Annotated in this window: 19 protein-coding genes, 1 tRNA gene and 1 pseudogene; 9 read left to right on the top strand and 12 right to left on the bottom strand. The window is 65.2% G+C overall.

The features are described 5' to 3' along the window. The first annotated feature begins 117 nt into the window (after positions 1–117). On the top strand, positions 118–2,886 hold the full coding sequence (locus PQ457_RS14295) for a phosphoenolpyruvate carboxylase (protein WP_273617470.1): 2,769 nt from the start codon (positions 118–120) through the stop codon (positions 2,884–2,886). A gap of 130 nt (positions 2,887–3,016) precedes the next feature. Then, a complete protein-coding gene (locus PQ457_RS14300) occupies positions 3,017–3,802 on the top strand; it encodes a L,D-transpeptidase family protein (protein ID WP_273617471.1) in 786 nt (261 codons plus the stop codon). Here PQ457_RS14300 and tilS read toward each other — a convergent pair. The 5 genes from tilS to PQ457_RS14325 form a co-directional block, all read right to left on the bottom strand. Continuing rightward, complete coding sequence (tilS, locus tag PQ457_RS14305; RefSeq protein ID WP_273617472.1) at positions 3,799–4,752, bottom strand: tRNA lysidine(34) synthetase TilS; 954 nt, start codon at positions 4,750–4,752, stop codon at positions 3,799–3,801. The two genes, PQ457_RS14300 and tilS, sit on opposite strands and share 4 nt — an antisense overlap. After that, positions 4,743–5,711 carry a tetratricopeptide repeat protein gene (locus tag PQ457_RS14310; RefSeq protein ID WP_273617473.1) on the bottom strand — a complete coding sequence of 323 codons (969 nt, stop codon included), beginning with the start codon at positions 5,709–5,711 and terminating at the stop codon, positions 4,743–4,745. Before PQ457_RS14310 ends, tilS begins: the two co-directional genes overlap by 10 nt. 107 nt (positions 5,712–5,818) lie before the next feature. Beyond that, the gene (locus tag PQ457_RS14315; protein ID WP_273617474.1) at positions 5,819–6,823 is read right to left on the bottom strand and encodes a helix-turn-helix domain-containing protein; all 1,005 of its coding nucleotides are present in this window, start codon (positions 6,821–6,823) and stop codon (positions 5,819–5,821) included. A gap of 161 nt (positions 6,824–6,984) precedes the next feature. Further along, positions 6,985–9,288, bottom strand: a complete 2,304-nt coding sequence (gene ptsP / locus PQ457_RS14320) for a phosphoenolpyruvate--protein phosphotransferase (protein ID WP_273617475.1) — start codon at positions 9,286–9,288, stop codon at positions 6,985–6,987. 247 nt (positions 9,289–9,535) lie between these two features. Further along, positions 9,536–9,691 (bottom strand): YdcH family protein, encoded by a 156-nt coding sequence (locus PQ457_RS14325; protein ID WP_168605653.1) that lies wholly within the window; start codon positions 9,689–9,691, stop codon positions 9,536–9,538. A gap of 438 nt (positions 9,692–10,129) precedes the next feature. Between PQ457_RS14325 and PQ457_RS14330 the strand changes: the two genes are divergently transcribed. The 5 genes from PQ457_RS14330 to nadA all read left to right on the top strand — a co-directional run bounded on the left by PQ457_RS14330 (position 10,130) and on the right by nadA (position 13,762). After that, the gene (locus tag PQ457_RS14330; RefSeq protein ID WP_168605652.1) at positions 10,130–10,327 is read left to right on the top strand and encodes a YdcH family protein; all 198 of its coding nucleotides are present in this window, start codon (positions 10,130–10,132) and stop codon (positions 10,325–10,327) included. 184 nt (positions 10,328–10,511) lie between these two features. Further along, positions 10,512–10,973, top strand: coding sequence for a DUF1465 family protein (locus tag PQ457_RS14335; protein WP_273617476.1), 462 nt, complete (start codon positions 10,512–10,514; stop codon positions 10,971–10,973). A gap of 49 nt (positions 10,974–11,022) precedes the next feature. Continuing rightward, positions 11,023–11,898, top strand: a complete 876-nt coding sequence (locus PQ457_RS14340) for an MBL fold metallo-hydrolase (protein WP_273617477.1) — start codon at positions 11,023–11,025, stop codon at positions 11,896–11,898. Between the two features lie 67 nt (positions 11,899–11,965). Continuing rightward, positions 11,966–12,697, top strand: a complete 732-nt coding sequence (locus PQ457_RS14345; protein ID WP_273617478.1) for a hypothetical protein — start codon at positions 11,966–11,968, stop codon at positions 12,695–12,697. Between the two features lie 78 nt (positions 12,698–12,775). Further along, positions 12,776–13,762 carry a quinolinate synthase NadA gene (gene nadA, locus PQ457_RS14350; protein ID WP_273617479.1) on the top strand — a complete coding sequence of 329 codons (987 nt, stop codon included), beginning with the start codon at positions 12,776–12,778 and terminating at the stop codon, positions 13,760–13,762. Between the two features lie 323 nt (positions 13,763–14,085). On the opposite strand, the gene nusG is transcribed toward nadA, so the two are convergent. The 4 genes from nusG to PQ457_RS14370 all read right to left on the bottom strand — a co-directional run bounded on the left by nusG (position 14,086) and on the right by PQ457_RS14370 (position 16,681). After that, positions 14,086–14,622: a transcription termination/antitermination protein NusG gene (nusG, locus tag PQ457_RS14355; protein ID WP_168605647.1), complete on the bottom strand. Its 537-nt coding sequence runs from the start codon at positions 14,620–14,622 to the stop codon at positions 14,086–14,088. Positions 14,623–14,645: 23 nt separating this feature from the next. Further along, positions 14,646–14,852 (bottom strand): preprotein translocase subunit SecE, encoded by a 207-nt coding sequence (secE, locus tag PQ457_RS14360; protein WP_168605646.1) that lies wholly within the window; start codon positions 14,850–14,852, stop codon positions 14,646–14,648. A 127-nt stretch (positions 14,853–14,979) separates the two neighbouring features. Next, positions 14,980–16,497, bottom strand: coding sequence for a hypothetical protein (locus PQ457_RS14365; protein WP_273617480.1), 1,518 nt, complete (start codon positions 16,495–16,497; stop codon positions 14,980–14,982). A 108-nt stretch (positions 16,498–16,605) separates the two neighbouring features. After that, positions 16,606–16,681, bottom strand: a tRNA-Trp gene (locus tag PQ457_RS14370). Between the two features lie 155 nt (positions 16,682–16,836). Here PQ457_RS14370 and aat point away from each other — a divergent pair. Then, a complete protein-coding gene (gene aat / locus PQ457_RS14375; RefSeq protein ID WP_273617481.1) occupies positions 16,837–17,628 on the top strand; it encodes a leucyl/phenylalanyl-tRNA--protein transferase in 792 nt (263 codons plus the stop codon). Positions 17,629–17,663: 35 nt separating this feature from the next. Here the strand turns inward: aat and PQ457_RS14380 are convergent. The 3 genes and pseudogenes from PQ457_RS14380 to PQ457_RS14390 form a co-directional block, all read right to left on the bottom strand. Continuing rightward, positions 17,664–18,062: pseudogene (locus tag PQ457_RS14380) on the bottom strand (DUF2155 domain-containing protein); the annotation flags it as partial. 8 nt (positions 18,063–18,070) lie between these two features. Then, entirely contained in the window at positions 18,071–18,469 is a 399-nt protein-coding gene (locus PQ457_RS14385; RefSeq protein WP_273617482.1) for an NADH:ubiquinone oxidoreductase subunit NDUFA12, read from the bottom strand. A 123-nt stretch (positions 18,470–18,592) separates the two neighbouring features. Continuing rightward, positions 18,593–19,144 (bottom strand): regulatory protein RecX, encoded by a 552-nt coding sequence (locus PQ457_RS14390; protein WP_273617483.1) that lies wholly within the window; start codon positions 19,142–19,144, stop codon positions 18,593–18,595. A gap of 167 nt (positions 19,145–19,311) precedes the next feature. On the opposite strand from PQ457_RS14390, the gene PQ457_RS14395 reads away from it, so the two are divergent. After that, positions 19,312–21,087, top strand: coding sequence for a fatty acyl-AMP ligase (locus PQ457_RS14395; protein ID WP_273617484.1), 1,776 nt, complete (start codon positions 19,312–19,314; stop codon positions 21,085–21,087). Positions 21,088–21,094: the final 7 nt, after the last annotated feature.

A 21,094-nucleotide genomic window follows, 5' to 3' on the forward strand; every position in this document is an offset into this window, starting at 1 on the left:
TCCCCTTCCCCTGTCCGGCGATCATGGCCATAGTCAGGGGCAAGACCATAAGGGCAGGAGAGGCAAAGCAGGCCGCCAGCACATGGGCCAGAGCGCCCGACGGGAGTGTCCATAAAGATGAGCCAGATTGCCGCCCTTTCGCAGCGCTTGCAGGATCTGCACGCGACGACCGAAGAAACCCCGCTGTTCAACCCGGTGTTTCAGCTTTCCCTCGAACTCTCGCGCCAGATTGAAAACGGCGACCTCAGCCTCGACAAGGTGGAGGAGATGGTGGCCGAGCTGGAATGCGAAGGGCTTCAGGCGCGCGCGCGGCGGCTGCATCGCCTTCTGGAGCCGGTCGAGCCGGAGGCCAATATCGCCCGCGTGAAGGGTCATGCCGAAGCGGGCGATTTTGCCAGTTTTGCCACGCGCTGGGGCCGCCCCGCCGCGCATATCGTGTTCACCGCCCACCCCACCTTCCTGCTGAACAAGGCGCAGACCGCCACCGTGGCGCAGGCCGCCAGCGCGGGCGATTTCGGCCCCGCCACCTGCGCGGCGACAGCGGCGCGCGACACGATCACGCTGGACACCGAGCATGACGCCGCGCTGGCCGCCATTGCGCGCGGGCATTCGGCGCGCGCGCGCATCACCCGGACGCTGTTCAACACCGCCCGCGCCCGCTGGCCACAGCAATGGCGCGCGCTGCGCCCGATGCCGATCCGGTTCGCCAGTTGGGTGGGCTATGACATGGACGGGCGGACGGACATCGGCTGGAACACCTGCATCCGCTATCGCCTGATGGAAAAGGCCCAGCGCTTGTCGGCCTATGCCGCCGATCTGGCCGAGGCCGCACCGGATATCGCCACGCGCCTGCTGGCCGGGGCCGAGCGCGCCGAGGAAATGGCCGCGCTGTTTGCCCGCGACATGAAAGACCCGGCGACCCTGTCGGAGGCCGCCAACACGCTGACCGCCGACCATCCGGCCAAGATGACCAGCCTGTCGGGCATCATTGCCGAGTTGGAGGCCCTTGCCGCCAGTGCCGAGGACGATGTGGCCGAGGTTCTGCTGACCACGGTTGCCGCGATGCAGGCCGATGGTCTGGGCATGGGCTGGGTGCATTTCCGCGTGAATTCGAGCCAGCTTCAGAACGCCATCCGCCGCCGCATCGATCCTGATGGCCGCCTCGATCTGGCCAGCCAGGCTGCCTTGGTGAAGATGCGCGAGTTGCTGGCCACGGCCAAGGTTCTGCGCACCAATTTCGCCGCGCTGGCCATTGAAAACAGCACCGCGATCCGCCTGTTCCTGACCATGGCGCAGATCCTGCACCATGTGGACGCCGACACGCCGATCCGCATGCTGGTGGCCGAATGCGAACAGCCCACCACGATGCTCGCCGCGCTCTATTTCGCCAAGCTGTTCGGGATCGAGGACAAGGTGGACGTCTCGCCCCTGTTCGAGACGGAGACGGCGCTGGAGCATGGCGGACGCTTCCTCGATGCGCTGCTGGCCGAACCGGCCTATCGCGCCTATGCGCGCGGGCGTGGCCGTGTGTCGATCCAGACCGGCTTTTCCGACGCCGGGCGCTTTGTGGGCCAGATCCCTGCCGCGCTGGCCATCGAGCGCCTTCAGGGCCGCCTGGCCGAGGCGATGACCGCCAACCAGTTGTCGGACGTTTCCGCGCTGATCTTCAACACCCATGGCGAGAGCATGGGGCGCGGCGCGCATCCCGCCTCGCTGGCCGATCGTCTGGCATGGCCCTTGTCACCATGGGCGCGGCGCCGTTTCGTGCGGGCAGGGATCAGGCTTGAACCGGAAGTCTCGTTTCAGGGCGGCGATGGCTATCTCTTCTTTGGCAGCGATGAACTGGCGCTGGCCACGCTCACGCGCTTTATCGAACTGGCGCCTGCCGAAACCGATCCCTATGCACCGACCGACCCGTTCTATCGCCGCACGGACCTGTCCCTCGACTTCTATCGCGCGATTCGCCGGGTTCAGCAACAGCACCTGTCGAGCAGCACCTATAGCCGCGCGCTGACCGCCTTTGGGCTTGGTCTGCTGAACGACACCGGCAGCCGCAAGAGCCGCCGCCAGAGCGACGTTTCCTCCGACCGCACGATGTCGCTGCGTCAGATCCGCGCGATCCCGCATAATGCGGTGCTGCAACAGCTTGGCTATCCGGTGAACATCATCGCCGGGGCGGGCAGCGCGGCCGAGGGCAATTATGAGGAGCTGGCCAGCCTGCTGCGCTCATCGGAGCGTGGGCGGCAGATTGTCCGGCTGATCCGCGCCGCCAATGCGCTGGCCAGCATCAAGACGCTCACGGCCTTTGGAGAATTGTTCAACAGCGCCTATTGGGCCAGCCGCCCCTATCGCGGGCATGAAGAGCATATTGCCGATGGTTGCCTTGCGCTGGCCGAATATCTGACGGGCGATGACCGCGCGGGCGTGTTCCGCCGCCTCTCGACGCGCCTGCGGGTCGATGCGCTGAAACTCCACCGCCTGCTGGCGCTGATCCCGGACGAGGCGCCCCTGCCCGACCGCGAACATACGCGCCGGATGATCGGCGTGCTTCAGGCGCTGCGTCTGGCGCTGTTCCAGCATATGTTCCTGCGCGCGGTCATGGTGCCGCAATTCAGCCGCGCCAATGACATCGCCCGCGAAGATGTGCTGGAAATGGTCTTCACCCTGCGTATCGACGATGCGCTGGCCCAGCTTCGCCGCGCCTTCCCCACCAGCTTCCCCAGCCTGGACGATTTCCGGGTCGAGGAACCGGCCGATTATCCCGACGATGCCGCCCATGGCTATGGCGCCATCCGCCGCGACTATATCGAGCCGATCGAGCGCGCCTATGGCCTTGCCCTGCGCATCGGTACGGCGATTGCCAATGAATTTGGCGCGCATGGCTGATATGTGATCGAATGGGGCGGGCGTAAATCCGTCCCATTTCGATACAGGCTTCACAGACCTCTGGCGCAGGCGCACAAGGTAACGCATCCTTAACCATAGCGTTTAACCTTGATTGCGAGTCTGCCCCATCATGCCTATCGGCACCCATCCCACCCCTGCGACCGGCGACCCGTTTCTGGCGGCCCGCGCGCTGATCATCATGGGCGGGCTGGGGCTGGCGGTGCTGGCGGGCCTTGCGCTGATCGAGGCGGATGAACGGGGCGGCACCGCCCATCTGCCCCGCGACGTCGTGATCGCCGCACGCCCGCAACTGGCGCATCAGATCGCGCCTGGGGTCGATCCCTACGCCTCGGCCCAAGGCGTCAGCTTTGACACGCCCGCCACCACCATCGGCATGCGCAGCCCCGGCAAGGGCGGCGGCGTGATGCCCGCCTCAACCCCGACACCCACTGATCGCCGCTTTGTCATCCGCCGCATCCTGCCGATTTCCGGGCCGATCAAATATGGCCAATGGGCATGGGACGAGGACGGCGTGCCCCCCGGCCCGCTGGTCATCACCGTCGATCTGGAGGCGCGCGTGCTCTCGGTCTTCCGCAACGGGTTTGAAATCGGCGCCACTGCCGTCCTCTTGGGCACGCAGGAAAAGCCCACCCCCACCGGCGTCTTCCCCATCACCCAGAAGGACAAGAACCACGTCTCAAACCTCTATGACGCGGCCATGCCCTATATGATGCGGCTGACCAATGACGGCATCACGATCCATGCCACCAATGTCCGGAACGGCTTTGCCAGCCATGGCTGCATCGGGGTGCCGCTCGATTTTGCCAAAAAGGTGTTTGCCGAGGTCCATATCGGCGACAAGGTGTACATCACGCGCGGCAAGCAGGTGGGTCTGGGCGACTCTCTGGTGGACTAAACGCGGCGTTTCGGGGCCTTCATAAAGCTCCATACACCGGGGCCGGGCCGGGCCACCACATCGCCGATCGACACCGGTTGGCGCGCCAGCAAGGCGTCAAAGGCGCGGGCCACCGTATTGCCGCGGGGGGGATGACCGTCGATCTCTTCGACAATCCGGGCGATCACGCGCATGGCAATCGCACGCGGTGCAGCGGGGCGGTAATTCACCCCCAGCCCTTCGCGCACCACCCGCGCGCCATATTCCCGGTCCGCCGCCCAATCGAGCGCGGCATCGGCATCGGCCAGATTTTCCGCACTGCGCGCCCATGCGCCCACATCCAGCCAGTCCGCCCCCGCCAGCCCCTGCCGCACGCGCACGCGGTCAAAGGCGGTGTTGCGGTTGGACGGATCATCGGCGGCAACCAGCCCTGCATCACCCACCACAGCGGCCAGTTCGGCCCGCCGCCAGCCCAGCACCGGGCGGATCAGCAGATGCTCGGCCCCCGGCACCCAGCCGCGTTCGCGCACCCCGGCAAGGCCCGCCACCCCGCTGGCGCGATTGAGGCGCATCACCAGCGTCTCAGCCTGATCGTCGGCATGGTGGGCCGTGGCCAGCGCCGCCACGCCCTCGCGCGACATCCAGTCGGCGAGCGCGGCATAGCGCGCGGCGCGGGCCTCGGACTGCACATTGCCCGGCTCGACCAACACCCGAAGCGTTTCATGCGGCACGTCCAGATCGCGGCAGACCGCCGCCACCTGCGCCGCCTCCGCCGCGCTTTCCGCGCGCAGCCCATGATCAACCGTGGCCGCGCAGACCCCGCCGGGCCGCGCCGCCGCCGCCAAAAGCAGCAGCCCAAGCGAATCTGGCCCGCCGGACACCGCGATCCCCAGCTTCAAAGCCGGATCGCGCGTGCCCTCAGGCCAGACCTGCGCCAGACTCTGTGCGAAACGCTCCGCGCTCAGTTGCACTTCACCTTGGCGCGAATGCTGTCATAGGCCGGCTTCAGCCGCCCGGCAGCATCGGCCGGATAGCTGTCGGCAAATTCGCCCAGAGCGATACAGGCGCGGTTGATGTCCTTCATCTCGATCATCGCCTCGGACAGGTAGAGCAGGCTGTCGGATGCGCGCGCGCCCTTCTTGTCGGCCTGATAGTTCTGGAGGAACCACGGGGCCGCATCACGCGGCTTGCCATCGTCCAGATAGGCGCGGCCCAGCAGGTTGCGGGCATAGCTGACGCGCTTGTGCCTGGGATACTGGTCCAGATAGAGCTTCAACTGCTGCTGCGCCTCGGGGAAGAACCTGGCCTCCCACAGCTTGAAGCCATAGGTATACTCATCCTCGCCCGCATCGCCGGTCGAAGGCTTGGTGATCGCCTTGACCGCGGCGACGCGACTGGCGGGCGCGGGCGCGGGCTTGGCCACCGGCGCGGGGGCCGGGGCAGGCAGCGGCGCGGGCCGGACCGCCGGGCGCGGCGCGGCGCTGTCGTCGGCAACCGCAGGCGGGGCCGGCTCAGGTGTGCCCGCGCCCTGCTCCGCCGGCGCATTGGCCGCCGCACGGGCCGCGTCCAACTGGCGCACATGGTTCGACAATTCCTCGATCTGCGCGGTCAGGCGGGCGTTCTGCGCCTCCACCGCGCTCAGACGGGCCAGAATATCGGTCAGCGCCGTATTGGCGGGCGGCGTGACGGGGGTCTCGACCGCCGGGGGCGCGGCTGCGGCGGGGGGCGGGTTGACCGCCTGCTGGCCGAACAGCTTGGCATCGCCGCCGGGGAACACCTGCCGCTGCAAGGCGCGGACCTCAGCCTCCAGCTTGCGGATGCGGATTTCCCCGACTGTGCCTTCCTGTGCCTGCGCCGGGATGGCGCTGCCTGTCCAGAGCAGCGCTGCCAGCGCCACGCCAGCCAGCCTGATCCGCTGCTTATACATCATCTTTCTTCAACTCCCACGGCGCGCCCGGATACGGGCGGCCCAGATCATCGGTTGTTCCATGCCCCAAACGCACAGTGCCGCAAGCCCCCCCTGCTGTCGAGTGCGGGTTAAGGCGTAACGGTGGATGGGGTGGCGGGGGCGACGGGCCCGGTCCCGGTATTGGCCCCGGTATTGGCCCCGACATTGGCTGTCGCACCGGGCCGGGGGCGCGGGAAATGGCGCAGCGGATGCGGGGTCGGCGCGGGGGCAGGCGCAGCCGACGCGCCCGGTATCGGCGCAGCATTGGCGGCAGCGGCCGACGGCGCAGGCTTGCCGCGCTCCAGCAAAGCCTTGGCCGAGATCGGCACATTCTTGACGATCTCGGGAACCTTGCTGATCGGGGGCACGTCCTGACCGCCGACGGTGATCGCCAGCTTGTCGGGGCGGCCGGTCCACACGGTCGGGCCTTCGGCATCCTCAGGCACCGTATAGGTTTCGCCCAGGGCCAGCACCTTTTGCACCAGTTGCTTGCCGTTCGCGTCCGAGACCTTGATCCACAGCTTGTCCATCTGCGCGGTCAGCACGACAGGGCCGGTGGGCGCGGCAGAGGCTTCCTCGCTGGGCGCCTCGCTGGGGGCGGCCGATGCGGCGGGGGCGGCGCTGGGCGTCTCAATGGGGATCAGCGAGGGCAGGCTGTCGGTCGAGCTGGAATTGTTCTGCCACCAGATGAAGCCGCCGATAGCCGCCACCAGCAGCACGAAACCGGCCATCCAGGCAAAGCGCGAGGAAGGCACGCGCGCCGGATCGCCCGGCGCGAAAGCGGGCGAGGCGGGCACATCGGGTTCGGGCGCGCTGCGCGCATAATCGCGGCCCATCACATCGACCATCGCGGCCGGGTCCAGCCCCACGCTCTTGGCAAAGGTGCGCGTGAAACCGAAAACATAGGTGCGGCCGGGCAGAGCAGCAAAATCGCCGGTTTCCAGCGCGCCCAGATGGCGTTCGGAAATCTTGGTCCGGGCCGACAGTTCCGCCAGTGTCAGCCCCGCCGCCTCACGCGCGGCGGCCAGCCGCTGGCCCGCGGTGGCGGGCTGACCGCTGGTTGGAGAAGCGAATTCTGACTCATCTGCGCTCATGGCGATACCGAAATCCTTTGCGGCCCGCGCCGGACACAACGATGGAAGCTAAGGAAAGTCAACAGGCTTGACGGGTCCTTGCGCCGGTTAACAGGCATATTGCGCCCGATTACGCAAAGATATCGATGCGCCGGTGCGTAACAGCCTGTTAATTCGCCCCTTCAGTCTCCGATCAGGCCCCGCTGGGCCGCCCATGCGGTCATCTCCTCGCGCAGGCTGACGGGCGGATGGGCCAGCCAGCCGTCCATCGCCGCGCTGATTTCGGCCAGATTGACGCGGCGAACCAGATCCTTGATCGGCGCGACACCCGCCGGCGTGATCGACAGGCGGCGGATGCCCACGCCCAGCAGGGCCAGCGCCTCGAGTTGACGCCCGCCCATTTCGCCGCAGACCGTCATCGGCACATTATGCGCATGGCCCTGCGCCGCGATCCGGCGGACAAAGCGCAGGATCGCGGGCGAAAGCCAGTCATAGCGTTCGGCCAGTTTGGGGTTGGACCGATCGGCGGCAAAGAGGAACTGGGTCAGGTCATTCGTGCCGATCGAGAGGAACGACAGGCGCGGCAGCAGAAGGTCGAGCACCTCGGCCAGCGCGGGCACTTCGAGCATGGCGCCATATTTGACCGCCTCGGGCAGCGTCTTGCCCAGCTTGCGGAGATGGGCCAACTGCCCCTCGAACACCGCCCTGGCCGCGTCAAATTCCCATGGTTCGGAAATCATCGGGAACATGACCTGCAGCACCCGCCCCGCCGAAGCCTCGAGCAGCGCGCGGGCCTGAACCTTGAGCAGGCTGTCGCGTTCGAGCGCAAGGCGCAGCGCGCGCCAGCCCATCGCCGGGTTCTCCTCCTCGCCATCCTCGTCATGGCGCAGATAGGGCAGGCTCTTGTCGCCGCCGATATCGACGGTGCGGAACACCACCGGCTTGCCCGCCGCCGATTCCAGCACTTCGCGATAGAGCCGCGTCTGGCGCTCGCGATTGGGCAAGGTGGCCGAGACGAGGAACTGGAACTCGGTGCGGTAAAGACCCACGCCATCCGCGCCGGTAAGCTGGAGATTGGGCATATCCTCGCGCAGGCCCGCGTTGATATTGACCGCAATGCGTTCGCCATCCAGCGTGATCGGCACGACATCGCGCAGCGCGGCATATTTGGCCTGCTTCTCGCGATTCTTGGCATAGCGCTCGTCAAAGCCGATCATCATGTCGCGCGTGGGCCGCGCAAAGGCCAGCGCCTGATCCGCGTCGAGCAGAATCGGATCGCCCTCGCGCACCTTGCCGCGCAGGCTCTTGACCCGGCCCAGCACCGGAATGCCCATCGCCCGCGCCACGATCACCACATGCGCGGTCAGCGAGCCTTCCTCAAGGATCACGCCCTTCAACCGCCGCTTGTCATATTCGAGCAGTTCGGCCGGGCCAAGATTGCGCGCGATCAGGATCGCGTCCTGACGCAGACCCGCGCTGGCCGCGGTGCCCAACTGGCCCGAAACGATGCGCAGCAGGCGGTTGGCCAGATCCTCAAGATCGTGCATCCGGTCGGCCAGCAGCGGATCGTCGATCTGGCGCATGCGCATGCGGGTGCGCTGTTGGACGCGCTCGATGGCGGCCTCGGCGGTCAGGCCGGAATCGATCGCCTCGTTGATGCGGCGGCTCCACCCTTCGTCATAGGCGAACATGCGATAGGTTTCCAAAACCTCCTCATGCTCGCCCCCGCTGCCGAATTCGGCCTGAGACGCCATGCGGTCGATCTGTTCGCGCATCTTGTCAAAGGCGAGGTAAACGCGCTGGCGCTCGGCCTCGGTGTCCTCGGCCACGATATGCTCGATGGTGATGCGCGGCTGGTGATAGACCGCAACCCCGCTGGCCAGCCCCTTGACCAGCGTGAGGCCGCGCAACTGCTCCGGCCCGGTCAGGGCCGCGGCAATGCCTGCGGCCTCTTCCTCGTCCACCAGATCGGCGTTGGCGATCAGTTCGGACAGCACCATGGCAACGGTCTGGAGCGCCTCGATCTCAACCTCTTCATAGCGGCGCGGATCGACATGCTGAACACAGACCACCCCCACGCAGCGTTCGCGCCGCACGATGGGCACGCCCGCAAAGGAGTGGAACTTGTCCTCACCCGTTTCGGGGCGATACGAGAAATCCGGATGCGCGGTCGCCTCGGCCAGATTGAGCGTCTCGACACGCGAGGCGATGGTGCCGACAAGCCCCTCGCCGATCGCCATGCGGGTGACGTGGACCGCCTCCTGCGCCAGACCCCGCGTGGCGAAAAGTTCGAGCATCCCTTCGCGCAGCAGATAGATCGAGCAGACCTCGCTATCCAGACTGGCGCCGATGACCTCGACCACGGTGTTCAGCTTGGCCTGCGCATGGCTGCGCGAGGCCATCACCTCGTGCAGGCGCGTCAGGATCGTGCGCGCGGCCGCCACCGCGCTGGAATTCGAGGTCGGGCCGAGAGGTGCAGTGGTCATGAAAAGGGGGTTAGACCAAACATGCGCCTTTGCAAATGCGCCCACCTCTATTTTTGCGCTAACCTTGCGTTTTGCGCCTCCGTTTCAAGTAAAAACCGGCGCAATAGGCAACACAAAGGCCCGATCCGGCGTCATGGGCCGGATCGGGCCGGGGTGATCTCGCAACGGTCGGGTTGTCAGCGTTCAGCCGGCAGGCCCTGCTTTACCGCCTGGGGCCTTGCCATTCCATGCTGCACGCAATGCTGCATCAATGATGCGCGATCTGGTCGCGGATCCGCAGCTTGTGGCGCTTGAGCGCCTGAAGCATGGCTGGGTCGGGATGGGGACTCTTGAGTTCTTCGGCAATCCGGCGCTCAAGACCGGCGTGCTTGTTGTGCAGGGCGTTGATGTGGGATGCTTCCATTTTGGACTCTCCTCCATAGGCCATAAAGCCATTGAAAGTGACCTCCGCGCCAGCGCGGCCCCCAACCGACCCCCATGCAAAGGTCAGACCGGGAAAACCGTGTGGTGGGTGGCCACAGGCTACCCCCCTATTAGCGGACGGCTGCAGACGCCCGCCCGATCAGAGCATGACAGAACAGACCAGTGCGGCCATGTCCGAATCGCGTCATTCCCGTTGATCAGGCGCCCAAGGAAACACACTTTGCCCCGCTTGCGAAGCCCCGAATATGACAATTTTAGGTAAGCCGTGCAGGGCCGCGACAAAGCGCCCCTCAGCCTCGGCTACCTGCGCCCGGCACTCAATTCATCGTGCATCCCGCGCCCCCTCTTGCCCGTTGGACGCGGCGCGATTAGAGCATGGAGAGGACTTGCGACACACCCTTGGCGGGAGCATATTTTGGTGACCGAAGAGGAAATGCGCAAAAAGCTGGAAGCGCTCCGCGTCGAGCATCGCGACTTGGATGCCGCGATCGATGCGCTGACCCTTTCGGGTGCGGGCGATCAACTGCAACTGGCCCGCCTCAAAAAGCGCAAGCTCAAGCTCAAGGACCAGATCTCGCTGATCGAGGACTATCTGATCCCCGACATCATCGCCTGAGCCAGACGCGCACAAGGCGTTTTGGGTCCTGCACGGGCGCCCCGCAACGGGCGCGCGCCCGGCATGCGCGCGCCCGTTGCGGGGCCGCCTTAAGGTCCAAAACGGGGAATGTCCCAAATTGGGATACGCACCACCCCCTAATGACATTGCAGCAAGTGCTAATATTTGATTAACCAATTTCACCATGAAGCACACAAGCAACATCAATCCCCGAATCGTGGAGGGTCTGTATTGCGAGGCACTGGTCCTCTCGGACGAGGTGCGCGCCGCATTCGATCTGTCGGGCCGGATCGAGGAAACCGGGACGCAGGAAGACGCCCCCCGCATTGCCCTGTCCTGCGAGGCTTTGCGCACGACGACGCGCATGATGCATGCCGTGGCCTGGTTGCTTAATCATCGCGCCTATTTCATGGGCGAACTGTCCGAATTCCAATTGCGCCGCTATGGCCGTCTGGCCCCCGATTTCCCTGCCGCCGATCCTGAAAGGCTGCTCTTGCTCAGCCCCAAGATCCGCAAGCTGATTGCCGCGACCGAGGAGTTTTACGCCCGCCTGCTGCGCATCGACCGCAGCTGGCGCGAGGTGGCCCCCGGCGCGCCGCGCGCGATCGACCAGTTGCGCGCCCGGCTGGGCAGCGCGGTGGCCTGATCCCCCGCCCCCTCGACAGGGGGCGGGCAAAGCGGCATAGGCTGGGTCCATGAACATGCCCCCGCGCCCCTGGCCCACCGGCAAAACCGAGCGACTCGAACCGCTCGTCCGGCGCATGCTGGCCAATAATCCCAGCCCGTTTACCTTTACCGGAACCCAGACCTATCTGGTGGGCGATGCGCGCGGGCTGGCGGTGATCGATCCGGGGCCGGATGATGCCGAACATATCGAGGCCTTGCTGGGCGCGATTGACGACGCGCCCGTGCTGGCGATCCTGTGCACCCATACGCACCGCGACCATTCGCCGGGCGCCGCGCCTCTGGCCGCCGCCACGGGCGCGCCGATCATCGGTTGCGCGCCCCTGACGCTGGAGGATGACGGGCCGCGCGCCGATGCCGCCTTTGACACATCCTATGCGCCCGACACGGTATTGGCCGATGGCGATCTGGTGCGCCTGCCCTCGGCCACGCTGATGGCGGTGGCCACGCCCGGCCATACCAGCAACCATCTGTGTTTCTCGCTGGTGGAGAGCGGCGCGCTGTTTACCGGCGATCATGTGATGGGCTGGTCAACCACGGTCGTCTCGCCCCCCGATGGCGATATGAGCGACTATATGATCAGCCTCGACAAGCTCTATGAGCGCGCTGACCGGGTCTATTACCCCGCCCATGGGCCGCAGATCGACAAGCCCCAGCAGATGGTGCGCGGCATGATCGGCCACCGCCGGATGCGCGAGCGCCAGATCCTGCGCGCGCTGGAAACCGGGCCGGTGACGATCGAGATCATGGTGGCGCAGATGTATCCGGGCCTCGACGTGCGGCTGCACCGGGCGGCGGGGCGTTCGGTGCTGGCCCATCTGATCGACCTGCAAAGGCGCGAGTTGGTGGTGCAGGCGGAGGGGGATCTGTGGGTTCCGGCGCCCTAGGCCGCCATCTTGCGCGCCCCCTTCGCCTGGTGTAATACTTGGGCAATACACAGAGAGGGGGAGAAACATGGTCCATTCATCGACCTCGCCTGCCGTGCTGCTTCATCGTGATCGCCAATTCTTTGCCCGCGTGACCATCGGCCTTGCGCTGGTCATCGTGCTTGGCTTTGGCCAGTTTGCCGCGCTGGGGCGGGTGGACTATCGCCATGTCCCGCTCTGGTTCCATGTCCATGGCGCGCTGATGCTCAGCTGGCTGACGCTGGCGGTGGTCCAGACGCAACTGGCCGCGCGTCTCTCGGCGCCCGCGCTGGCGCTGCATCGGCGGATGGGGTGGCTGGCGCTGGCCTATGTCGCGGCCATTCCGCTGGTGGGGGGCATGACGCTGCGTTCGGCGCTGGGCGGGCAACTGGTGCCGCCCTTCTTTACGCCGGCCTTTTTTCTCGCGCTCAACGCCTGCTTTCTGCTGGGATTTCCCGCGCTGATCCTGCTGGCGGTGCTGCGGCGGCGCGAAACGGCGTGGCATGCGCGCCTGATTTTGGCCGCCAATGTGCTGCTGCTCGATCCCGCGCTGGGGCGGCTACTGCCGATGCCCTTGCTGGGGTCGAACGGCGAGTGGCTGGCCATGGCGGTCGAAATGGTGCCCTTTGCCCTGCTGGCCCGCCATGACCAGCGCCAGTACGGCCAGATCCACCCCGCCACCGTGCTGGGCGCAAGCAGCAATATGGTGCTCCACATCCTGACCGCGCTGCTGGCACAAAGCGCGCCGATCATTACGCTGGCCGCCGATCTGGGCCAATAATTGCAGATTTCCCTTGGGGTCTTGCGCAATGCTCCCTATCTGGGCGGCAAAGCCAATGAACCCCAAGGGGATGTGATTATGACTGCCCAGAGCGCCGCCCTCGCCGGTCTTGACCTGCGCGCCGAAATCGACCGCCTCCGCAAGGAGAAGAACGCGGTCATCCTCGCGCATTATTATCAAAAGCCGGAACTGCAGGATCTGGCTGATTTCGTGGGCGATTCGCTGGAGCTGTCGCGCAAGGCGGCCGAGACGGACGCCGATGTCATCGCCTTTTGCGGCGTGAAATTCATGGCCGAAGTGGCCAAGATCCTCAGCCCCCAGAAGACGGTGGTCCTGCCCGACCTCAACGCCGGGTGCAGCCTTGAGGATGCCTGCCCGCCCGAAAAGTTCAAGGCTTTCCGTGAGGCGCATCCCGACCATATCGCCATCACCTATATCAACTGCTCGACCGAGGTGAAGGCGCTCTCCGACATCATCGTCACCTCGTCCAGCGCCGAAAAGATCCTCTCGCAGATCCCGCGCGACCAGAAGATCATCTTTGGCCCCGACCGCCACCTTGGCGGCTATCTCTCGCGCAAGTTCGACCGCGAGATGCTGCTCTGGCCCGGCGTGTGCATCGTGCATGAAGCCTTTTCCGAAACCGAATTGTTGAAGCTGATGGCCCAGCACCCCGGCGCGCCCATCGCCGCCCACCCCGAATGCCCGCCCACCATCGTCGACCATGCCGACTATGTGGGATCGACCAGCGGCATTCTGAACTATGCCAAGACCATCGAGGCCGACACGCTGATCGTCGCCACCGAGCCGCACATCATCCACCAGATGCAGCGGGCCATTCCGAACAAGACCTTCATCGGCGCGCCGGGGGCCGACGGCAACTGCAACTGCAACATCTGCCCCTATATGGCCCTGAATACGCTGGAGAAGTTGTATATCTCCCTGCGCGACCTGACGCCCCGGATCGAGATCGAGGAAGGGCTGCGGCTGAAGGCCAAGGAAAGCCTCGACCGGATGCTGGGGATGGCTTCGGGGACTGTGGGTATGGGAGATTTGGGGGCAAGGTGAGGTTTGCCGCATTTGCCTCCGGCGGGCAAAGGGACTCAGTCCCTTTGCAATCCCGTTACGGGAGGCGCCCCAGATCGGCTAAGTCGAACTTGTGCGATGGATTGAAAGCCTGCGGCGCGGCGAGGTTACGCCGAAAGCGCCGCAAGCTTTATCATTTCTGACGCCGCGTCCGACACCCATCCGCCGAACCCGATGCGCAAACGCAGACAGTAACGGGAGCGCGAGGGTCCAGACCCTCGCATTTGCCTCTCTTCTTCAAACCCAAAACAAAAAAGGCGGAGGAAATCCCCCGCCCTTTTCAATCCCGAAAACCGGATGAAGTCTTACTTCACCAGCTCGACATGCTCGAAATCCAGCTCGACGGGCGTCGCGCGGCCAAAGATCGACACCGAGACCTTGACGCGGTTCTTGTCGAAATCCAGCTCTTCGACAATGCCGGTGAAGCTGTTGAAGGGACCATCGAGCACCTTGACCGAATCGCCGATTTCGAAATCGACGGCAACGTGTTTCTTGACCGTGGTGGCGACGATTTCGCGGTGGCCGAAATAGCGGGCCGCATCGCGCTCGGAAATCGCCTGCGGCTTGCCGTTGTGGCCCAGGAAGCCGGTGACCTTGGCGGTGTTCTTGACGAGGTGATACACATCGTCATTCATGGTCAGCTTGGCCAGCACATAGCCGGGCATGGTCTTGCGTTCGACCTGAACCTTCTTGCCGCGCTTGACCTCGGTGACCTGTTCGGAGGGCACTTCGATCTGCTCAACCAACTGCGAGAGGCCGAGGCGCTCGGCTTCGGCCTGAATGGCTTCTTTGACCTTGTTTTCAAAGCCGGAATAGGCGTGGATGATGTACCAGCGGGCCATATCTTACAGTTCCTATGCGTTTCTCAGGCGAGCGACAGCAGCGTGCGCACGATGTAGCCGAAGAGCGAATCGACACCGAGGAAGAAGATCGCGAGGATCAGCATCAGAATGCCGACGAAGATGCCGGTCTGAACGGTTTCCTGACGGCTCGGCCACACCACCTTGCGCGCCTCAACCTTGACCTGGTTGAAGAACTCTCCGGGAGAGACCTTGGGCTTCTTATCTTCCATCGACGCAATCCTCGAATAAGCCCGAAACCGTTTGGACCATTGCCGCCGCGCCGCCCCGGATCAGGTCCGGGAGGGGCTTTGCAAGGCTCCGATGTCGGGAGATGTCGGTGATCTAGTCCCAGTCGCCTTATTTTGCAAGGGGGGCCGATTTAAGGCGCGCCAGCAAACTGCCCTGCCCCTGCCAGACCACCACAGCGCCCTGCGGCAGAGTGTCGGGCGCTCGCTCACCCACATACCACAGCCAGTCGGCCTGACGCGCGGGCGCGAAATTGGCCAGATCGACCTTTTGCGTATGGTGCAGCAGCAATCGCTGCGAGGGATCATCAAAATCGCGCCCGCCCTGCTTCAATTGCAGCATATGGACATGGGGCACCGCGAAATTGGCATTCACCAGCGCATGGCGGCGCACCACCGCATAGGCGCCGATATGTTCGAAATGGTTGAGCGGCCATTGCTCGCGCGTCACCAGTACGGCGCTGGCCACGCGGGCGCCCTGCGGCACATGGTCAAGCGCGACCATGATCTTTTCCATCCGCGCCGAATCATCGTGCCAATCCTGCGTGGTGATCAACAGGCGCGCCACATAGAGCATCACCACCGGCGTGATCGCCCAGCCCGGCGCGCGCGGCCAGCGAATCGAGAGGCAGCAGACCATCAACCCCGTCGTCACCAGCCGGTAATCGGCATAATCGCCGCCCGAAATATGGCGCGGCACCGCAATCGTCATGGCCAGCAGCATCACCGCCGCCCAGCCCAGCCGCCCATCGAGCCGCCGCATCGCCGCCGCCGCCAGAAAGGCCAGCGCCACCACCACCAGCGACAGATAATCCAGCGCATAGACCGTATCGCGCATGGCTTTCAGCCAGATCGCCTGCTTATAGACCCACCAATAGGGCCCATAGGAGAAGGTGCCCGCCGTGCCCGGCACCAGCACCATCACCACCAGCGGCGCCAACAGCGGCCATGGCGCAATAAACGCCCGCCACCCGCGCCCCATGCCCAGCTCATAGCCCAGCAGCAGCACCCCCAGCACGCCCCATGCCGACAGATGCGACAGCCACACCACCAGCCCGATCGGCACAAACAGCGCCCCGCGCAGCCACCACACCGCCCCCTTTCGGTCCAGCCACACCCAAAACGCAAAGGCCCAGAGCGCCAACGCCTGACCCAGCGCATAATTGAGCAGGCCGATCAGCATCATCGGCGACCACGCAAAAGGCATGGCCAGCAGCGAGGCGATGGTGACGCGCCCGTGCAATTGCCGATCCACCGCGATCAGCCCCAGCGCGGTCAGCGGCGGGATGATTCCGCTGATGATCCGCCCGCCTGTCTCCAGCCCGAAAATCGCGGCAAAGGGGCGAATCAGGATGTCCACCCCCAGATTGCCCGTCCAGGCCCAATGAAACGCATAATAGCGCGCCAGATCCGCGCTGCGCCCGCCGTCCAGCATCACCGCATAGCGCGCCAGATGGGCGGGATAATCGCTCATCTGGGGATAGCGCGCGACCACGGCGGGCAGGCAAGAAGCCAGCGCCAGCAGCACCGCGAACCAATAAAGCCGCCTCTCGCCCGCACGCGCGGCCGGCGAAGGATCAATCACACGCATGGTCTGGAAAAAGCCCCACAGCATTGCCCGAAACCGCATCCCTAGCCGCAGCGGCGCGATTGGCAAGTCGGCATTCGGGCGAAACAAGGCCGGAAGCACCGGCGGGCGCCCCGAAGGGCCTGATAATCGCGATGTCTGGGAAAACCCTGGCAGGAGCGGAGGGACTCGAACCCACGGCCCTCGGTTTTGGAGACCGATGCTCTACCAACTGAGCTACACTCCTGCGGGAGACGCGCCTCTAGGGTAGGCTCGCCGCTTTGGCAAGTGGGCAATATGCGATGGGCGCGTATTTTTTCGCGGGGTCTCAAAGGCGGGGGTTTGCGGCCTTTCTCCCTCTTCACGCCCGGATGAACAGGATGCTAGACAGGCGCGGTGAAAATGGAAAACCCAGACCTGATTGATCCTGCCCTCTTGCTGCTGGCCTATCGCGGCGGGGTGTTTCCGATGGCGGATTCGCGCGATGACCCCGAAATCTTCTGGGTCGAGCCCAAGCGGCGGGGCATCCTGCCGCTCGACCGCTTTCGCGTTTCGCATTCGCTGGCGCGCAGTTTGCGGCGCGGAAAGTTTACCGTCACCTGCAATGCGGCCTTCGATCTGGTGCTGGACGCCTGCGCCGCGCCGCGCCGCGCCGAGGCCGAAGATGGCGGCGAGACATGGATCAGCGAACGAATCGCGGCCTCCTATCGCGAATTGCACCGGCTGGGCCATGCCCATTCGATCGAATGCTGGATCGACGGCGCGCTGGTGGGCGGGCTTTACGGCGTTGGCTTCGAACGGGTTTTCTGCGGCGAGAGCATGTTCAGCCGCGTGCCCGATGCCTCCAAGGTGGCGCTGGCATGGCTGGTGGCGGCGCTGCGGATCGGGGGCGCCGAACTGCTCGATTGCCAGTTCATCACCAGCCATCTGGCTTCGCTGGGCGCGATCGAGATCCCGCAAAAGCGCTATCTGGCGATGCTGCGCGAGGCGATGCGGCCCAGAGAGCCGGGCCTGCGGCCTCAGTCCGGGTTTTCGGGGGCCGCAGGGGCGGGGGCGGGCGCGACCGCCTCGGCGCTGGGTGTGGCGCTTGCGCTGCCTGACGCCTTTGGCGCGCTTTTGGAAACGGCGAAATCGGCCGGGTTCTCTTCCTCGCCGGGGAAGTTCATCGCGCAATCCTTGACCCAGACGTCATAGACCGGGTGCTGAACCACGTTCAGCCCCGGCGAATTGCGGAACAGCCAGCCCGAAAACACCTTCTGCCAGCGCAGGGGATCGGAGATCTGCGAACGCTGCTCGACAAAGACCTGAACGAAGGCGCCCGTTTCCTGAGGGCGTTCCCAAGGCTGGGTCTTTTCGCAGGTGGACAGCTTGACCACAACATTGCCGATGCGCCGCGCCTCGCCCACTTTCAGGACGATATCCTGCTGCTCATTGTTGCGCTTGTTGAGCAGACCGAGCGTCGCCACCCGATCCTTGACCGGGGTGCCGAACTGGTTTTCGACCGCCTGGGCGGCGGCATTGCCCGCCACCGCCTTGGGCACGTCGGTGGCCTGCGTCTCGGGCTCGGACGAACCGCCGCAAGCCGAAAGCGCCAAACACGCGCCAGCCACCATCAGAGTCCGGCGCATGGGATCAATCAGCCTTCAGGCGTCCAGGCTTCGTAACCGGCAGCCTTGGCCTTGCCCGCGCCGCGCAGTTCGGGGTGCGGCTGGTGCGCCTTGGCGGTGCCGGTGGCGTTGGGCGTATATTCGGCTTCCCAGATGCGCGGCGGGGGCAGATGGCTCTGCGGCACAGCATCATAGGAATGGTGCAGCCAGCCATGCCATTCGGCCGGAACGCGGCTCGAATCATTGGCGCCGTTATAGATCACCCAGCGGCGCTCCATGCCCGCAAAGGGGCTGTTGGTGCCGGCCGGAACGACCTTCTTCGAGCGGTAATACTTGTTACCCTGAAAATCGGTGCCAACCTGTTCGCCGCCAAACTTGGTGTTGAGCCAGGTGCCGAAAGTGGAGCCGTTCCACCAGGTGAAGAGCATTGCGCAAGTTTCCCTAAATTTCAGGTCTGCCCGCAGACAGAATCCGCGAAAGCCAGTGACGTTCAGCGCCTAGCCCAAGCCGGGGGGGCAAAGCAAGGGCAAAGGGGCAAGGGCAAAGGGTCCCTATTCCTCGCGCGCTTCCTCGACCCAATCCTGCGCGGCCTGCGGATCGGCGGCCTCCAGAACGGCGCGGGCCGCCCCCATCGCGTGGCCTGCGCGCAGCATGGCGGCGATCTCCTTTTCGCGGCGGGCGCGGCGCTCCATCGGATCATCGGGCATGGCGCGGCGGGCAAACGGCCCCAGCCCCCGCCGCCGCGCATAGGCCAGCGCGGCCTCGCGCGCGGCGGCCTCATGCGGCATCACCTCCGCGCGAATGTCCTCGTCGATCCCCGCCTGCCCCAGCGCCTGCGCGATCCGCCGCTGCCCCATGCCCCGGCGCAGCAGGCTGCCGGTCTTCATCCTTGCATAGCTCTCATCGTCAATATGGCCCAGCTCGACATGGCGCCCGACAATCGCGGCCACCTTGGCCTCGGGCGGCCCCTCGTCCGCCCATCCGCGCTCGCGCAATTTGCGCAGCAGATAGTCCTCCAGCCGCCCCGCGCTGGTGGCGAAACGCGCGACATAGGCCAGCGCCATTTCCTCAATCCGGGCCGAATCGAGGGGCTTTGGGGCCATTTTGCGGCGATTGGGGCGCGTCTCGTCATCCATCGGCCATATTCGTGCCACAGTCGCGCGCCAAAGGGGACCCCCCGCGTCACCCGATTTGCGGGCCAGTTTTCGATGCCTGCCGTCTTTGCCTTCGCACGCAAGGGCAGCGGGCATAACCCAAGACGGATAAGACCATGACCGACGCCGCCGTGATCGAAGCGACCAACGCCGCCCTGATCCCCACGCCCAACGCCTGCGACCTGCCGCGCCGCTTTGGCGATTTCGCCACCTTTGGCGAGGCGCTGGATTATGCGGCCACCGGCGCGCGCGGGCTGAATTTCCACGATCCGCGCGGCAATCTGATCCGCCCCTATCCGTTCCGCGAATTGCGCCAGGACGCGATCGCCATGGCGCACCGCCTCATCGCGCGCGGGGTCAAAAAGGGCGACCGAATCGCCATGGTTGCCGAAACGGGCGCCGATTTTGCCGCGCTGTTCTGCGGCGTGATCTATGCGGGCGCATGGCCGGTGCCGCTGCCCCTGCCCACCAGCTTTGGCGGCAAGGACAATTATATCGAACAATTGGCCGTGCAATTGGCCAGCAGCGACCCGCTCTATTTCTTCTATCCGCCCGAAATCGCCCATCTGGGCCTTGCCGCCGCGCAGGCGCATAATGCCAAGGGCGGCGCGTGCGAGGGGCTGAGCTGGGACATTCTGGCCGCCGATCCGGTGGTGCTGGTCGAATTGCCGCAGGCGTCGGGCGATGACATCTGCTATCTGCAATATTCTTCCGGCTCGACGCGTTTCCCGCATGGCGTGGCCGTCACGCATGCCTCGCTGCTCAACAATCTGCGCGGCCATGGTCTGGCCATGCAATTGCGCGAAGAGGACCGCTGCATCTCGTGGCTGCCGTGGTATCACGACATGGGTCTGGTCGGCTGCTTCCTCTCGATCATCGCCAATCAGGTTTCGACCGATTACCTGAAAACCGAGGATTTTGCCCGCCGCCCGCTGGCCTGGCTGGACATGATCACCCGCAATCCGGGCAATTCGATCTCCTATTCGCCCACGTTCGGCTATGACATCTGCGCGCGCCGCATTTCCAGCCAGACCCATGTGGACGAACGCTTTGACCTGTCGCGCTGGCGCCTTGCGGGCAATGGCGCGGACATGATCCGCCCCGATGTGATGCAGGGTTTTGTCAACGCCTTTGCCCCCGCCGGCTTCAAGGCCAGCGCCTTCCTGCCCTCCTATGGCCTTGCCGAAGCCACGCTTTCGGTCACGATCATGCCGCCGGGCGAAGGCATCCGCGTCGAACTGGTCGAGGAAGAGCGCCTGTCGGGCCAGCCGCGCGACCTCTCGCGCCCGGCACGCTATCGCGCCATCGTCAATTGCGGCAAGCCGGTGCTGGACATGGAAATCGAGGTCCGCGACGGCGCGGGCCGCGTGCTGCCCCATCATCAGATCGGCAAGGTGTGGTGCAAGGGCCCCAGCGTCATGCACTCCTATTTCCGCGATCCCGAAGCGACGGCGGCCTGTCTGGTCGATGGCTGGCTGGACACCGGCGACATGGGCTATCAGAACGCCGAGGGCTATCTGTTCATCGTCGGCCGCGCCAAGGACATGATCATCATCAACGGCAAGAACCACTGGCCCCAGGACATCGAATGGGCGGTGGAACAGCTCCCCGGTTTCCATCAGGGCGACATTGCCGCTTTCAGCCTTGAAACCGAAACCGGCGAGGAGACCGCCGCTGTGCTGGTCCATTGCCGCGTGTCCGATCCGGCTGAGCGTTTGAAGCTGAAGAATGCCGTGGCCGAAAAGGTGCGCGCGATTCTGGGCCATCCGGCCATTGTCGAGCTGGTGCCGCCGCGCACCCTGCCGCGCACGTCCTCGGGCAAGCTCAGCCGCGCCAAGGCCAAGAAGCTTTACCTGTCGGGTGAAATCGCGCCCTTTGATCTGGCCGCGTAAGGCCTGA

Source organism: Novosphingobium humi, from assembly GCF_028607105.1.
In the GTDB taxonomy this organism is placed as follows: domain Bacteria; phylum Pseudomonadota; class Alphaproteobacteria; order Sphingomonadales; family Sphingomonadaceae; genus Novosphingobium; species Novosphingobium humi.

What these genes read in the sequence shown, in the direction of transcription:
- PQ457_RS14295 (WP_273617470.1), top strand. Translation starts at nt 118, where the DNA reads ATGAGCCAGATTGCCGCCCTTTCGCAGCGCTTGCAGGATCTGCACGCG.
- PQ457_RS14300 (WP_273617471.1), top strand. Translation starts at nt 3,017, where the DNA reads ATGCCTATCGGCACCCATCCCACCCCTGCGACCGGCGACCCGTTTCTG.
- PQ457_RS14310 (WP_273617473.1), bottom strand. Translation starts at nt 5,711, where the DNA reads ATGATGTATAAGCAGCGGATCAGGCTGGCTGGCGTGGCGCTGGCAGCG.
- PQ457_RS14315 (WP_273617474.1), bottom strand. Translation starts at nt 6,823, where the DNA reads ATGAGCGCAGATGAGTCAGAATTCGCTTCTCCAACCAGCGGTCAGCCC.
- ptsP (WP_273617475.1), bottom strand. Translation starts at nt 9,288, where the DNA reads ATGACCACTGCACCTCTCGGCCCGACCTCGAATTCCAGCGCGGTGGCG.
- PQ457_RS14325 (WP_168605653.1), bottom strand. Translation starts at nt 9,691, where the DNA reads ATGGAAGCATCCCACATCAACGCCCTGCACAACAAGCACGCCGGTCTT.
- PQ457_RS14335 (WP_273617476.1), top strand. Translation starts at nt 10,512, where the DNA reads ATGAAGCACACAAGCAACATCAATCCCCGAATCGTGGAGGGTCTGTAT.
- PQ457_RS14340 (WP_273617477.1), top strand. Translation starts at nt 11,023, where the DNA reads ATGAACATGCCCCCGCGCCCCTGGCCCACCGGCAAAACCGAGCGACTC.
- PQ457_RS14345 (WP_273617478.1), top strand. Translation starts at nt 11,966, where the DNA reads ATGGTCCATTCATCGACCTCGCCTGCCGTGCTGCTTCATCGTGATCGC.
- nadA (WP_273617479.1), top strand. Translation starts at nt 12,776, where the DNA reads ATGACTGCCCAGAGCGCCGCCCTCGCCGGTCTTGACCTGCGCGCCGAA.
- nusG (WP_168605647.1), bottom strand. Translation starts at nt 14,622, where the DNA reads ATGGCCCGCTGGTACATCATCCACGCCTATTCCGGCTTTGAAAACAAG.
- secE (WP_168605646.1), bottom strand. Translation starts at nt 14,852, where the DNA reads ATGGAAGATAAGAAGCCCAAGGTCTCTCCCGGAGAGTTCTTCAACCAG.
- PQ457_RS14365 (WP_273617480.1), bottom strand. Translation starts at nt 16,497, where the DNA reads ATGCGGTTTCGGGCAATGCTGTGGGGCTTTTTCCAGACCATGCGTGTG.
- aat (WP_273617481.1), top strand. Translation starts at nt 16,837, where the DNA reads ATGGAAAACCCAGACCTGATTGATCCTGCCCTCTTGCTGCTGGCCTAT.
- PQ457_RS14385 (WP_273617482.1), bottom strand. Translation starts at nt 18,469, where the DNA reads ATGCTCTTCACCTGGTGGAACGGCTCCACTTTCGGCACCTGGCTCAAC.
- PQ457_RS14390 (WP_273617483.1), bottom strand. Translation starts at nt 19,144, where the DNA reads ATGGCCCCAAAGCCCCTCGATTCGGCCCGGATTGAGGAAATGGCGCTG.
- PQ457_RS14395 (WP_273617484.1), top strand. Translation starts at nt 19,312, where the DNA reads ATGACCGACGCCGCCGTGATCGAAGCGACCAACGCCGCCCTGATCCCC.